Source organism: Bradyrhizobium sacchari (assembly GCF_002068095.1).
GTDB classification, from domain to species: domain Bacteria; phylum Pseudomonadota; class Alphaproteobacteria; order Rhizobiales; family Xanthobacteraceae; genus Bradyrhizobium; species Bradyrhizobium sacchari.
Genome location: NZ_LWIG01000007.1, coordinates 696,224 through 708,584 on the forward strand (window position 1 = coordinate 696,224; position 12,361 = coordinate 708,584).

A 12,361-nucleotide genomic window follows, 5' to 3' on the forward strand; every position below is an offset into this window, starting at 1 on the left:
GCTGTTCACCAATGGCGGCTCGCCGATCCTGCTCGATGGCGACACGCTGCGTGCGGGCCTCAACAGCGATCTCGGCTTCTCCGTGGCCGATCGCAGCGAGAACATCCGCCGCCTCGCCGAGGTCGCGACGCATCTCGCCCGCAATGGCCATATCGCGATCGTCGCCGCCGTGTCGCCGGCCCGCGAGGACCGTACCGCCGCGCGCCGCATCGCTGACACCGCGTTCCGAGAGATCCATGTCGCGACGCCGGCCGGCGTCTGCGAGGAGCGCGATCCCAAGGGCCACTACAAGAAGGCCCGCGCCGGCGCGCTGGCCTCGTTCACCGGCATCGGCAACGACTACGAGGCGCCGCTGGCCGCCGAACTCGTCATCGACACGTCGAAGCGGACGGTGGCCGAAGCGGCGGACGAGATCGAGCAGATGCTGAAGTCGACCGGCGTGCTGTTCGACGAAGTCGTGGACCTCGCCGCGAATATTTGAGGCCGTCCTAATCCTCCGCTGTCGTCGCCCGGCTTGACCGGGCGATCCAGTATTCCAGAGGCAGCGCTGGGATATGGAGAAGCCGCAGCGTACTGGATTCCCCGCTTTCGCGGGGAATGACAGTTATGCGTGGGGCTGCCTCCCTCTCCTTGACATTTTGACAAACCTTTAGGGGTCTTCTCACCGCCCCGATTTTGGGGCTAATAGGTCCCCGAAAGTCGCCCCTCGTGGGCGCATTTTGCTGCTGTCGGGTCAAAAGCAGCCAAAAACAGCCATTTCCAACAAGAAAGCCCATCATGAAACGCGTCGACGCCCATGGATTGAAGATTGCTCCCGTCCTGTTTGACTTCATCGCCAAGGAAGCGGCCCCCAAGACGGGGATCGCGCCGGATGCGTTCTGGGCCGGGGTTGCCGCCATCATCAAGGAGCTTGGGCCGAAGAACCGCGCGCTGCTGGCGGTGCGTGACACGCTGCAGGCCAAGATCGACGACTGGCACCGCGCGAGCAAGGGCAAGGCGTTCGACCTCGAGGCCTACACCGCCTTCCTGAAGGAGATCGGCTATCTCGTTCCGGAGCCGGCGACGCAGAAGGTCGAGACCGCCAATGTGGACGAGGAGATCGGCAAGATCTGCGGCCCGCAGCTCGTCGTTCCCCTCACCAATGCGCGCTACGCGCTGAACGCGGCGAATGCGCGCTGGGGCTCGCTCTATGATGCCTTCTACGGCACCGACGCGATCCCGCACGATCCGTCCGAGGGCGGCAAGGGTTACAACAAGGCACGCGGCGACAAGGTGATCGCCAAGGCCAAGGCGTTCCTCGACGCAGCCGCGCCGCTCGCGACCGGCAGCCACACGGACGTCACCGCCTATAGCGTCGTCGCAGGCCAGCTCGCGGCGAAGCTGAAGAGCGGCAATGCGACCGCGCTGAAGAACGCGGATCAGTTCGCAGGCTTCCAGGGTGATGCGGCCGCGCCGAGCGCGGTGCTGCTCGTCAACAACGGCCTGCATGTCGAGGTGAAGATCGACCGCAGCAGCACGATCGGCAAGGACGATCCGGCCGGCGTCGCCGACATGATCATGGAGGCGGCGGTCTCGACGATCCTTGACATGGAGGACTCGGTTGCCGCGGTCGACGCCGAGGACAAGGTGCTGGTCTACCGCAACACGCTCGGCCTGATGAATGGCACGCTGTCGGCCGATTTCGAGAAGGGCGGCAAGACGCTGACGCGCTCGCTCAACGCCGACCGCGTCTACAAGACGCCCGACGGCAAGGGCGAAGTGAAGCTGCATGGCCGCAGCCTGCTCTTGATGCGCAATTGCGGTCACCACATGTTCACCGACGCCGTGCTCGACGAGAAGGGCGAGGAAGTGCCGGAAGGCCTGCTCGATGCCGCCGTCTCCGGCCTGCTCGCCATCCACGACCTCAAGGGCAACTCCAAGGTCAAGAACAGCCGCACGGGATCGGCCTATATCGTCAAGCCGAAGATGCACGGCCCGGACGAAGTCTCGCTCACCTGCGAGGTCTTCGACCGCGTCGAGAAGATGCTGTCGCTGCCCGAGAACACGCTCAAGATCGGCATCATGGACGAGGAGCGCCGTACCACCGTCAACCTCAAGGCCTGCATCCAGCGCGCGTCCAAGCGCATCATGTTCATCAACACCGGCTTCCTCGACCGCACCGGCGATGAGATCCACACCTCGATGGAAGCGGGCCCCATGATCCGAAAGAACGAGATGAAGGCGCAGGCCTGGATCAAGGCGTATGAGGACTGGAACGTCGACATGGGTCTGACCTGTGGCCTGCCCGGCCATGCCCAGATCGGCAAGGGCATGTGGGCCGCGCCCGACAAGATGGCCGACATGCTGGCGCAGAAGCTTGGCCATCCGCAGGCCGGTGCCACCACCGCCTGGGTGCCCTCGCCGACGGCGGCGACGTTGCACGCCCTGCACTACCACCAGGTCAACGTGATCGCGCGCCAGCAGGAACTGACCAAGGGCGGGCCGCGCGCAAAGCTCGAAGACATCCTCACCATTCCGGTGTCGAAGTCGAACTGGGCGCCCGATGACGTCAAGCAGGAGATCGACAACAACTGCCAGGGCATCCTCGGCTATGTCGTGCGCTGGATCGACCAGGGCGTCGGCTGCTCCAAGGTGCCCGACATCCACGACGTCGGCCTGATGGAAGACCGCGCCACCTTGCGCATCTCCAGCCAGCACCTCGCCAACTGGCTGCACCAGGGCGTGATCACCGAGGCACAGGTGATGGAATCGCTGAAGCGGATGGCGGTCGTGGTCGACAAGCAGAACGCGGGTGATCCGATCTACAAGCCGATGGCACCTGCCTTCGACGGCGTCGCCTTCAAGGCCGCCTGCGACCTCATCTTCAAGGGCCGCGAGCAGCCGAACGGCTACACCGAATACATCCTCACCGCGCGCCGCCGCGAGGCCAAGGCGCTTGGTTGAGCTTCAGTCACAGGAACGTCAAAAAGCCCCGGCCTGCGCCGGGGCTTTTTTGTCGGGCGAAACGTCGCGGCGCTCCACGGAACGGCTGTGCGCGCCTCGCGTTGTCCGGCCATCAACCCATGGGAGATGGTCATGGACTGGAATCGGATCGAAGGAAACTGGAAGCAGTTCAAGGGGTCGGCCAAGGAGAAATGGGGCAAGCTCACTGACGACGACCTCCAACTGATCGAGGGCCGTCGCGAGCAGCTCGAAGGCCGGCTCCAGGAACGCTATGGCAAGGCCAAGGACCAGGTTCGTCAGGACGTCGACGACTGGCTGAAGTCACTGCACTAGCGCAGCATGAACGAAGCCCCGGCGCAGGCCGGGGCTTTTTGTTTGAAAGCAGTCGCACGCGTAGCCCGGATGGAGCGTAGCGCAATCCGGGACCCATATCGCTTGGGGCAAGACCCCGGGGTTTCGCTTCGCACCATCCGGTTACGCCGCCTACGCTACCTTCGCTAGAACACCGCGAGATATTTCAACAATGACACGATGCCAATGATGATGACGATCACGCGCGCGATCTGCTTGGCGCGGCCGTCCATCGGCAGCATGTTGATGAGGTAAAGTACGAGGATGACGACGAGAAAAGTGACGAGGACGCCAATCAGCATTGCAGGGACCCCCCTTCTGGCAAATTGCTAACAGTGTCCTAACGCCCGTCTCGCGCAGCGGTTCCATCCCGGCAACCCATTGCAACTTCTAGTAAATGCGTATTTCTACCGGCAGGCTGGCTGCCTAAAACTTTACCCTTTTCCTTTCACATGCAGACACCGTCCGGCCGTGAGGCGCCAACGGCATGCGATTGCCGATTCTAACCCGCCCCTCCTTTTTGATGTTGCCGGGGCGCCGTCACGAACTTTGATTTGGGAATTCGACTTGGGAATTGGGGGGACCTCGATGCTGAATCGTCTGACCGTATCCGCGCTACTCAAGGCGGTGATCGCGATCACGTCGGTCTGCGTGGTCGTTGCGCTCTCGCTCACCGCCTATGCGTCCTGGGACCGGCTGAGGACCGCCAGCCGCATCTCGCAGATCGCCGACGCGTCCGCGGACCTGTTCAAGGCGATGCACAATCTGCGCACCGACCGCTCGAGCACCAACCGGCTCCTCAACGCGACCGAACCGATGGATGCCGAGATCGAGAAATATCTGCGCGCGATCCGGGACGCCGAGATGCCAGCCATGGCACACGCGCTGGAGCTGCTGCCGACGATGGAGTTTCCGCAATCCGGCACGCTGGTGCCGGAGCTCGCGCGCCTCTATAAGTCGGCGAGCGAGCAGCAGAAGCAGTTCTGGGAGGAGGTCGTCAAGCCCAAGGACCAGCGCCGCTCCGGCCTTCCGAAGGAATACATGGAGACGACGCAGGGCCTGCTCGACACGCTCGACAAGCTCTCGAACACCTTGGCCGCGACCGTCAATCACCAGGACGCTGCGATCGACCAGCTGCTGTCGATCAAGCAGAACGCCTGGCTGCTCCGCAACACCGCGGGCGAGGCGTCGCTGATCATCTCCCTCGGGCTCAACAGCGGCCGCATCGCGCCGGAGGCTCGCCTCGCCTACACCCAATTCGTCGGCGGGACGGCCGCGACGTGGAAGGCGCTGGAATTATCGACCTCGGGCATGGAGCTGCCGCCGGCACTGTCATCCGCCATGGCCGCGGCCAAGACCGCCTATTTCGATCCGCAATATCTGGCCCTTCGCGATCGCCTGGCGAATACGCTTGCAAATGGCGAAAAGGCCGAGATGACGGCCAACCAGTGGACGCCGGTCACCGTGGGCCGCCTGTCCAGCGCGGTTGCCGTCGCCGAGACGGCGCTGGACGCCGCCAAGAGCCATACCCTGGAACAGCGCAGTGCTGCGCTGCGCGCGCTGATCGTGCAGCTCGTGCTGCTCGCGCTCGCCGTCGCGCTTGCCGTCGGCGCGATCATGCTGGTCAGCCGCCGCGTCATCCGTCCCCTCAACACCATCCGCGACGCCATGCTGAAGGTCGCCGGCGGCGACCTTTCGGTCGACAGCGGCTATCTCGAGCGCCAGGACGAGATCGGCGCGCTCGCCGGCGCGCTGGAAGCCTTCAAGCAGCAGGCCACCGACAAGCTCAAGATCGAGGCGCAGGAGCGTGAGCGCAATGTGGGTGCTTCCGCACGCCAGCGCGCGATCGAGGCCTATGTCGGCGAGTTCGAGGGCGTGGTCCGCAAGACGCTCGACGAACTCAGCCGAGCCTCCGGCGAGATGCGCAAGACCTCGGGCGATCTGTCCGCCGTGTCGCGCCAGACCAACGACCGCGTGCAGGTCGCCGGCAAGGCCTCCAACGATGCCTCGATGAGCGTCGACAGCGTCGCCGCAGCCGCCGAGGAGCTCTCGGCCTCGATCAACGACATCAGCCAGCAGGCCGCCCATGCCGCTGGCATCGCCGGACGCGCCGTCACCCAGGCACGCGAGACCGACGGCACCGTTCAGGGGCTTGCAAAATCCGCCGGGCGCATCGGCGAAGTCGTCGGCCTCATCAACACCATCGCGGCGCAGACCAATCTGCTCGCGCTCAACGCCACGATCGAGGCGGCGCGAGCCGGCGAGGCCGGCCGCGGCTTTGCCGTGGTCGCATCCGAGGTGAAGTCGCTGGCGAGCCAGACCGCGAAAGCGACTGAAGAGATCTCCGAGCAGATCGCCGATATCCAGAAGGTCGCGGGAGACGCCATCACCGCGATCCAGACCATCGGCGGCATCATCGGCGAGGTGAACGAGGTCGCCACCGCGATCGCGGCCGCCGTGCAGGAGCAGGGCGCGGCGACGCAGGAAATCACGCGCAGCACGCAATTTGCAGCGCAGGGCACCAAGAACGTCTCGGACAACATCACCGGCGTCAAAGCCGACGCGGATGCCGCGGCCGAGGCCGCGGACAATGTCAAGCACGCCTCCGAGATGCTGGAGAGCCAGAGCCGCCAGCTCGGCCATGAGGTCAGCGACTTTCTCGGCAAGATCCGCGCGGCGTAGGGCTTGGCTCCGGTGTCGTCCCGGCGAAAGGACCCATAGCCACCTGCTAGCGTAATGGGCAGGCTGGTGGCTAGCGCCTGCCGCCACGCCGACATTTGGGGTAATGGGTCCGGCTTTCGCCCGGACGATGATGGGCGCGCCCGCAATTTTACGGCAGAGGCACTGTCTAAGTTTTTACCCTTTTCGGGCCAAATGCCCCAAGCGCCTGCCGAGGCGGGCGTTGCTCTGTCATGTGCAACCCTTTGGTCTTTCGAAGTCCGTCGGGAGACTGCCGTTCGGGGCCACGAACTTCGCAATGCCTACCGGGGTGCCCGATGCTCAACCGCCTGACCGTATCCACGCTGCTGAAAGCGGTGATCCTCTCGACCACTCTCGTCGTCGTGATCGGCTGCTCGATCAGCGCATGGAGTTCATGGACCCGGCTTCAGCAGGCCAACCGGATCGTTGCGGTATCCGGCGCGTCGGCCGAGGTGTTCAAGGCGATGGCCAACATCCGGGCCGACCGCTCGACCAGCAGCCGCCAGCTCACCTCGGACGTCCAATTGGACCAGGATATCGAAAGATATATCCGCGGAATCCGCGACATTCTGATGCCGGCACTGGCGCGTGGCATCGAGATTCTTCCCTCCATCGACTTGCCGCAGGGCGAGGCGATGGTGTCCGACCTCAGTCGGCTGAACAAGCTGCTGCTTGAGAAGCAGGCAGAATTCTGGACCGAGGTCGCCAAGCCCAAGGCGTCGCGCCGCGCAGCACTCGCGAAGGAGTATACCGACGCCGAGGATGGGCTGATGGCGATCCTCGAAAAGCTCGCGCCGATGCTCGGCGCGAGCGTCAATCATCAGGACGCGATCATCGACCAGTTCATGATGATCAAGCAGATGGCCTGGCTGTTGCGCCTGAGTGCCGGCGAGTCCTCGCTGATCGTCGGCAACGCGCTCGGCACCGGCAAGATCACGCCCGAGCTTCAACTCGCCTATACGAAGTTCCTTGGCGGCACCGATACCGCCTGGAATGCGATTGAACTCGCCACGGTCGGCATGCAACTACCGCCCGCGCTCGTCGCGGCGATGGCGAACGCCAAGGCGGTTTATTTCGACCCGCAATACGCCACCACGCGCGACGGCATCATTGCCGCGGTCGCCAAGGGCGAAAAGCCGTCGATGACCGCGAACCAGTGGAGCCCCTACTCGGTCGGCCGCATGGCGAGCGCGATCAAGCTCGCCGACGCCGCGCTCGAGGCGGCCAAGGATCATTCCGCCACCCAGCGTGCGGCGGCGGTGCAATCGCTGATCGTCAACATTGCCCTGCTCGTTGTCGCGATCGTCCTGTCCGGTGCTGCCATGCTGGCGGTCAGCCGCCGCGTGATCACGCCGCTGCACAAGATCCGCGACGCGATGCTCAAGGTCGCCGGCGGCGACCTTGGCGTCGACAGCGGTTATCTGGACCGTCACGACGAGATCGGCTCGCTTGCGGGCGCGCTCGAGACATTCAAGCACCAGGCGATCGACAAGCTCAAGATCGAGGCGCAGGAGCGCGAACGCAACGCCGGCGCTGCCGCCCGGCAGCGCGCGATGGAAGCCTATGTCGGCGAGTTCGAGGGTGTGGTGCGCAAGTCGCTGGGCGAACTCAGCCAAGCCTCCGGCGAGATGCGCAAGACCTCGGGCGATCTGTCCGCAGTGTCGCGCCAGACCAATGAGCGCGTCGAGATCGCGGGCAAGGCCTCGAACGACGCCTCCATGAGCGTCGACAGCGTGGCCGCTGCCGCCGAAGAGCTGTCGGCCTCCATCAACGACATCAGCCAACAGGCCGCGCATGCCGCCGGCATCGCCGGCCGCGCCGTCACCCAGGCGCGCGAGACCGACAGCACCGTCCAGGGGCTGGCGCACTCCGCCGGGCGGATCGGCGAGGTCGTCGGCCTCATCAACACCATCGCGGCGCAGACCAATCTGCTCGCGCTCAATGCCACGATCGAGGCCGCTCGCGCCGGCGAGGCCGGCCGCGGCTTCGCCGTGGTCGCCTCCGAGGTGAAGTCGCTGGCGAGCCAGACCGCGAAGGCGACCGAAGAGATCTCCGAGCAGATCGCCGACATCCAGAAGGTCGCGGGCGATGCCATCAACGCGATCCAGGCGATCGGCGGCATCATCGGCGAGGTCAACGAGGTTGCCACCGCGATCGCCGCCGCCGTTCAGGAACAGGGCGCGGCGACCCAGGAGATCACCCGCAGCACGCAATTTGCAGCGCAGGGTACCAAGAACGTCTCGGACAACATTACCGGCGTGAAGGCCGACGCCGACACCGCAGCCGGCGCCGCGGACAACGTCAAGCAGGCCTCAGAAACGCTGGAGGCGCAAAGCCGCCAGCTCGGCCAGCAGGTCAGCGACTTCCTCGGCAAGATCCGCGCGGCCTAGAGAAGCGGATTCGCGGCGTAGGGACGCGGATTCGAGGTGAAGCTGTAGCCACACCTCCGGTGTCGTCCCCGCGCAGGCGGGGACCCCTAGCCACAGGGAGCGGACGAGACGCGGGCTGGCAACTCCGAGTCTTCGCCATGTCCGCGACGACAGCCTCTGTGGAGCTGCTCGCGCGGCAACTCAGCCAACGCCCACGCGCCCTACTCCTTCGCCACCACCGGGACCTGACGGAATCTCGCGCGGACCGATTCCGGCAGCGGGGAGAAGTTCATCGTGACGCCGCGGCGGTCGTTGGCGTTACGGCTCGCGACCACCAGGCCATCGCTGCCGGCGACGATATCGCCCTTGCGCAGGGTGGGGTCGTCCTCGACCTTGACCTGGGCAAGTCCGACCGGATCCTTGCCGTTGCAGGTGCAGCCCGCAACGATCTCGTTGCGGTAGCGGAATGCGTTCGGCAGGTCGGAGTATGATTTTCCGGTCTCGGTCGTGGCGTCGTCGATGTTGCTGCCATAGACCAGCGAGGTTTCGGACGCCGGGCAGAAGCTCTTGCAGGATTGCGCCTTGCTCCCGGTATCATTCCCTTGCGCCGGAAAATACCGGCCGTCGCAGCCGCGCACGCAATAGGCCGCGCCGCCGCCATAGGCGGCCCGCTGCCGCGGCGCGTCGTAGCGCGGCATGTCGTCATTCGGGAACGGCGTGCGGATCTGCGGAGGCCGCGCGCCGAATGCGCCGAACAGCGCCGAGAAGAAATCTTCCGCATGCGCGGGCGGCGCCAGCGCGAGCCCGAGACAGGTGACGGCGACCAGGGCTGCCGCGCTGCCAGCCAGCCTGGCGATCGAGCGTTTGCTCATGTGACCTCACTCAGCTCCTAGTTCACAGCCGACGTCGAGATGTTCAACGCCTGCCGGCCCGACGGCAGCGTCGTCGCCGCGGGGCGCTTGCGCCAAGAATCACCGCCCTTGTCGCCGCCTTTCGCCATCAGCGGGGCGTTCTTGGGCAGCACGACGACCTTGGCGCCGATATTGACGCGGTTGAACAGGTCGGTGACATCCTCATTGGTCATGCGGATGCAGCCGGAGGAGACGAACTTGCCGATGGTCGTGGGGTCGTTGGTGCCGTGGATGCGGTATTCGCTCGATCCCAGATACATCGCGCGCGCGCCGAGCGGATTGCCCGGGCCCCCGGCAACGAAGCGCGGAAGATAGGGCTGGCGCGCGATCATCTCAGCCGGCGGGTGCCAGTCCGGCCATTCGGCCTTGCGGCTGACGCTCTGCACACCCGACCAGGTAAAACCCTCGCGGCCGACGCCGACGCCGTAGCGGATCGCCCGGCCATTGCCGAGCACGTAATAGAGGTATGTATTGCCGGTATCGATCACGATCGTGCCGGCCGGCTCGCTGCGGTCGAAGCCGACGATCTGCCTACGCAGCCGGCCGGGCAGCTGCGCGTCCTCGTCGGTCGCCTGCGGCTCGTCGTTCGCATAGCCGCGCGAATAGGTTTGATCCTGCGGATAGGCTTGCGGCTGCATCGGGACATAGCCAAGCGTCTGCGCGCTCACAGCTCCGAAGGGCACGACAAGCAGTGCGGCGGCGAAGGCAAAAGCGGTGGTGGCGCGCGGCGCAAGGCGGCGGCGGGCTGGAGAGACCATTGTCATGTGCTGCCCCGTTGGATGGGCGCATCAGGGTGATGCGGCTTGCCAACAAACGCAGCGAGGCCGACTCAGGTTCCGCCGCTCGATGCGGCGGTGACGTCACAGTCAAGCGAGCGCAACTTCACGAAGCCGCGACGGAACCTCGGTGCGGCCTCGGACGTTGTGACGTCATCAGTGGGCGCGCGGAGGCTCTCCGTGCGGGAGAGGTATTGTGCGCGTCCTTCCCAGTGAACGTCTGATTCCCGGCAGCGGCGAAGGTGACCCGCTCCCCGGCAGCTCTGCCGAACTGCCGCCGGTGATCCGCCGCACCGAGTTCGTCGCCTTCGCGCTCGCCGGCCTGCTCCTGATCGCCGTGGTCGCGGTGCTCTACGTCGCCAAGGCGTTCTTCCTTCCTGTGGTCATGGCCTTCGTCACCGGCGCCATGCTGTCTCCGGCGGCGACCTTCCTGGAGAACCGCAAGGTACCGCGCGCTCTCGGCGCCGTCCTGATCGTGATCGCCGTGAGCGCCGTGGTCGCCTTCGTGGTCGCGCTGATCGCCTCGCCCGTGATGGAGTGGAGCTCGCGCCTGCCCGAACTCGGCGCGCAGTTGAAGGACAAGCTGCACGTGTTCGACCGGCCGCTGATGCTGTGGCGTCAGCTGCAAGCCATGGTCGGTGGCTCGGAGGGACTGCCGAGCTTCCAGCTACCGAAATTCGAATGGGTGCAGCCGACGCTGGAATTCCTCTCGCCCACCTTCACCGAATTCCTGCTGTTCTTCGTCACGCTGATCCTGTTCATCGCGAGCTGGCGCGACCTGCGGCGGGCCTTGATCATGACGTTCAGCGACCGCGATGCGCGGCTGCGCACGCTGCGCATCCTCAACGAGATCGAGGTCCATCTCGGCAACTACCTGCTGACGGTGACCGTCATCAATATCGGCGTGGGCATTGCCACCGGCTTCGTCTGCGCGGTGACGGGCATGCCCAACCCGGCGGGCCTCGGCGCGCTCGCAGCAACCCTCAACTTCATCCCGATCATCGGGCCGATCGCGATGTTCGCCATATTGGTCGTGGTAGGGCTTGTCGCGTTCCCGACCATCGGCGGCGGCCTGGCCGCCGCCATCGCCTTCGGCGGCATCACGTTTCTGGAGGGACATTTCGTCACGCCGACCATCATCGGCCGCCGCCTGGCACTGAATGCGCTGGCGGTGCTGCTGGCGCTAGCGTTCTGGACCTGGCTGTGGGGACCGATGGGTGCCTTCCTGTCGTCGCCGCTGCTCATCGTCGGGCTGATCTTGAAGGAACATCTGTTGCCGGAGGATACGCCGCAGCTGCCGCAGGAGTAACCGGTTTCCCCAATCGGAACTTACCCGAGGACGAAACGTTTTCCGGCTATCTCAGCCGCAAACAGTTCGGAGCCCCAGATGTCAACGAGCGATGCCGAAGCCGGGATGAGAGACTGGACCGACAAAGCCACTAAGGAACGCCTCGAGAAGGATGTAGCAGCCGTGAAAAGCGATATCGCCGCCCTCACCGACCAGATCACCGACGCGCTCAACACCTTTGCCAATTCCACCAGCAAGCAGGCCAGGCGCGGCTATCGCCAGGCGCGCGAGAACATGGATTCCGCGATCGACGACATGTCGGAGCGCGGCAGCGCCATGATGGACGCGGCGCAGGATGCCTATGGATCGATCGAGGAAACGCTGGAAGACGCAATCACGCAGCGGCCGCTGGCGACCGTCGGGCTGGCGCTCGGCATCGGCTTCCTGATCGGACTAGCCTGGCGCCGGTAAGGAGGCCCAGCGAAGGTTGAAGCGGCGCCGCGGCGCCGCCAATGTCGGCTTGTGATGATCAGGCTTGTGGGGATCTGAGGAGCAAGGCCATGTTCCAGCGCATCATCGACGGCATCAGTGCATCGACCGGAACGACGGTCCGGCTGACGTCGCTCGCCGCGGGTGCTGCATTCGCGCTGTTCATCACGACATGCTTCCTCTGCGCCGCAGCCTTCATCGCAGTCCTCGAGAAATACGGTCCGGTGCAAGCGTGCCTCGCCGGCGCAGGCGTTTTCTTTCTGCTGACGCTGACCGCCGCGGTGAGCTATTGGGCGTACAAGCGGCAATTGCGCAAGGAAGCCCAGATCGCGGCCGAGCGCGCCGCCAAGTCGGCAGCGTCGAGCATGCTCGCCGACCCCATGCTGCTCGCCACCGGGCTGCAGATCGTCCGTGCCATCGGGGTCAAGCGGCTGCTGCCGATCCTGGCGATCGGCGGCGTCGCGCTCGGCATCATGGCGAGCCGAGCTAGCATCCCCGACGAGACATCGGCAGAGCCAGCCGAGTAGAGACGAG

The 12,361-nt window shown here is 65.3% G+C and carries 11 protein-coding genes; 8 read left to right on the forward strand and 3 right to left on the reverse strand.

The window, feature by feature from the left end:
• The 3 genes from cysC to A5906_RS09760 form a co-directional block, all read left to right on the forward strand.
• Positions 1–481: adenylyl-sulfate kinase (gene cysC / locus A5906_RS09750; protein WP_080134973.1), on the forward strand; the 481-nt coding region annotated here is incomplete at its 5' end.
• Between the two features lie 296 nt (positions 482–777).
• On the forward strand, positions 778–2,943 hold the full coding sequence (locus A5906_RS09755; RefSeq protein WP_080134974.1) for a malate synthase G: 2,166 nt from the start codon (positions 778–780) through the stop codon (positions 2,941–2,943).
• Positions 2,944–3,075: 132 nt separating this feature from the next.
• Positions 3,076–3,276, forward strand: coding sequence for a CsbD family protein (locus tag A5906_RS09760; RefSeq protein ID WP_008546815.1), 201 nt, complete (start codon positions 3,076–3,078; stop codon positions 3,274–3,276).
• Positions 3,277–3,440: 164 nt separating this feature from the next.
• Here the strand turns inward: A5906_RS09760 and A5906_RS41245 are convergent, their stop codons facing one another.
• Positions 3,441–3,596: a Thivi_2564 family membrane protein gene (locus tag A5906_RS41245; RefSeq protein ID WP_018646636.1), complete on the reverse strand. Its 156-nt coding sequence runs from the start codon at positions 3,594–3,596 to the stop codon at positions 3,441–3,443.
• 286 nt (positions 3,597–3,882) lie between these two features.
• On the opposite strand from A5906_RS41245, the gene A5906_RS09765 reads away from it, so the two are divergent.
• Both A5906_RS09765 and A5906_RS09770 read left to right on the forward strand, forming a co-directional pair.
• Positions 3,883–5,976: a methyl-accepting chemotaxis protein gene (locus tag A5906_RS09765; protein ID WP_080134975.1), complete on the forward strand. Its 2,094-nt coding sequence runs from the start codon at positions 3,883–3,885 to the stop codon at positions 5,974–5,976.
• A 314-nt stretch (positions 5,977–6,290) separates the two neighbouring features.
• Positions 6,291–8,384: a methyl-accepting chemotaxis protein gene (locus A5906_RS09770; RefSeq protein ID WP_080134976.1), complete on the forward strand. Its 2,094-nt coding sequence runs from the start codon at positions 6,291–6,293 to the stop codon at positions 8,382–8,384.
• A 200-nt stretch (positions 8,385–8,584) separates the two neighbouring features.
• Here the strand turns inward: A5906_RS09770 and A5906_RS09775 are convergent, their stop codons facing one another.
• On the reverse strand, positions 8,585–9,235 hold the full coding sequence (locus A5906_RS09775; RefSeq protein ID WP_080134977.1) for a DUF2865 domain-containing protein: 651 nt from the start codon (positions 9,233–9,235) through the stop codon (positions 8,585–8,587).
• 17 nt (positions 9,236–9,252) lie between these two features.
• Positions 9,253–10,038, reverse strand: a complete 786-nt coding sequence (locus tag A5906_RS09780) for a L,D-transpeptidase (RefSeq protein ID WP_080134978.1) — start codon at positions 10,036–10,038, stop codon at positions 9,253–9,255.
• 208 nt (positions 10,039–10,246) lie between these two features.
• On the opposite strand from A5906_RS09780, the gene A5906_RS09785 reads away from it, so the two are divergent.
• The 3 genes from A5906_RS09785 to A5906_RS09795 all read left to right on the forward strand — a co-directional run bounded on the left by A5906_RS09785 (position 10,247) and on the right by A5906_RS09795 (position 12,354).
• Positions 10,247–11,359 (forward strand): AI-2E family transporter, encoded by a 1,113-nt coding sequence (locus tag A5906_RS09785; protein ID WP_080134979.1) that lies wholly within the window; start codon positions 10,247–10,249, stop codon positions 11,357–11,359.
• 78 nt (positions 11,360–11,437) lie between these two features.
• Entirely contained in the window at positions 11,438–11,809 is a 372-nt protein-coding gene (locus tag A5906_RS09790; protein ID WP_080134980.1) for an ElaB/YgaM/YqjD family protein, read from the forward strand.
• A gap of 89 nt (positions 11,810–11,898) precedes the next feature.
• Positions 11,899–12,354: a hypothetical protein gene (locus tag A5906_RS09795; RefSeq protein ID WP_080134981.1), complete on the forward strand. Its 456-nt coding sequence runs from the start codon at positions 11,899–11,901 to the stop codon at positions 12,352–12,354.
• Positions 12,355–12,361: the final 7 nt, after the last annotated feature.

Coding starts and splice junctions, on each gene's coding strand:
- A5906_RS09755 (WP_080134974.1), top strand. CDS start 778: ATGAAACGCGTCGACGCCCATGGATTGAAGATTGCTCCCGTCCTGTTT.
- A5906_RS09760 (WP_008546815.1), top strand. CDS start 3,076: ATGGACTGGAATCGGATCGAAGGAAACTGGAAGCAGTTCAAGGGGTCG.
- A5906_RS09795 (WP_080134981.1), top strand. CDS start 11,899: ATGTTCCAGCGCATCATCGACGGCATCAGTGCATCGACCGGAACGACG.
- A5906_RS09765 (WP_080134975.1), top strand. CDS start 3,883: ATGCTGAATCGTCTGACCGTATCCGCGCTACTCAAGGCGGTGATCGCG.
- A5906_RS09770 (WP_080134976.1), top strand. CDS start 6,291: ATGCTCAACCGCCTGACCGTATCCACGCTGCTGAAAGCGGTGATCCTC.
- A5906_RS09775 (WP_080134977.1), bottom strand. CDS start 9,235: ATGAGCAAACGCTCGATCGCCAGGCTGGCTGGCAGCGCGGCAGCCCTG.
- A5906_RS09780 (WP_080134978.1), bottom strand. CDS start 10,038: ATGACAATGGTCTCTCCAGCCCGCCGCCGCCTTGCGCCGCGCGCCACC.
- A5906_RS41245 (WP_018646636.1), bottom strand. CDS start 3,596: ATGCTGATTGGCGTCCTCGTCACTTTTCTCGTCGTCATCCTCGTACTT.
- A5906_RS09790 (WP_080134980.1), top strand. CDS start 11,438: ATGTCAACGAGCGATGCCGAAGCCGGGATGAGAGACTGGACCGACAAA.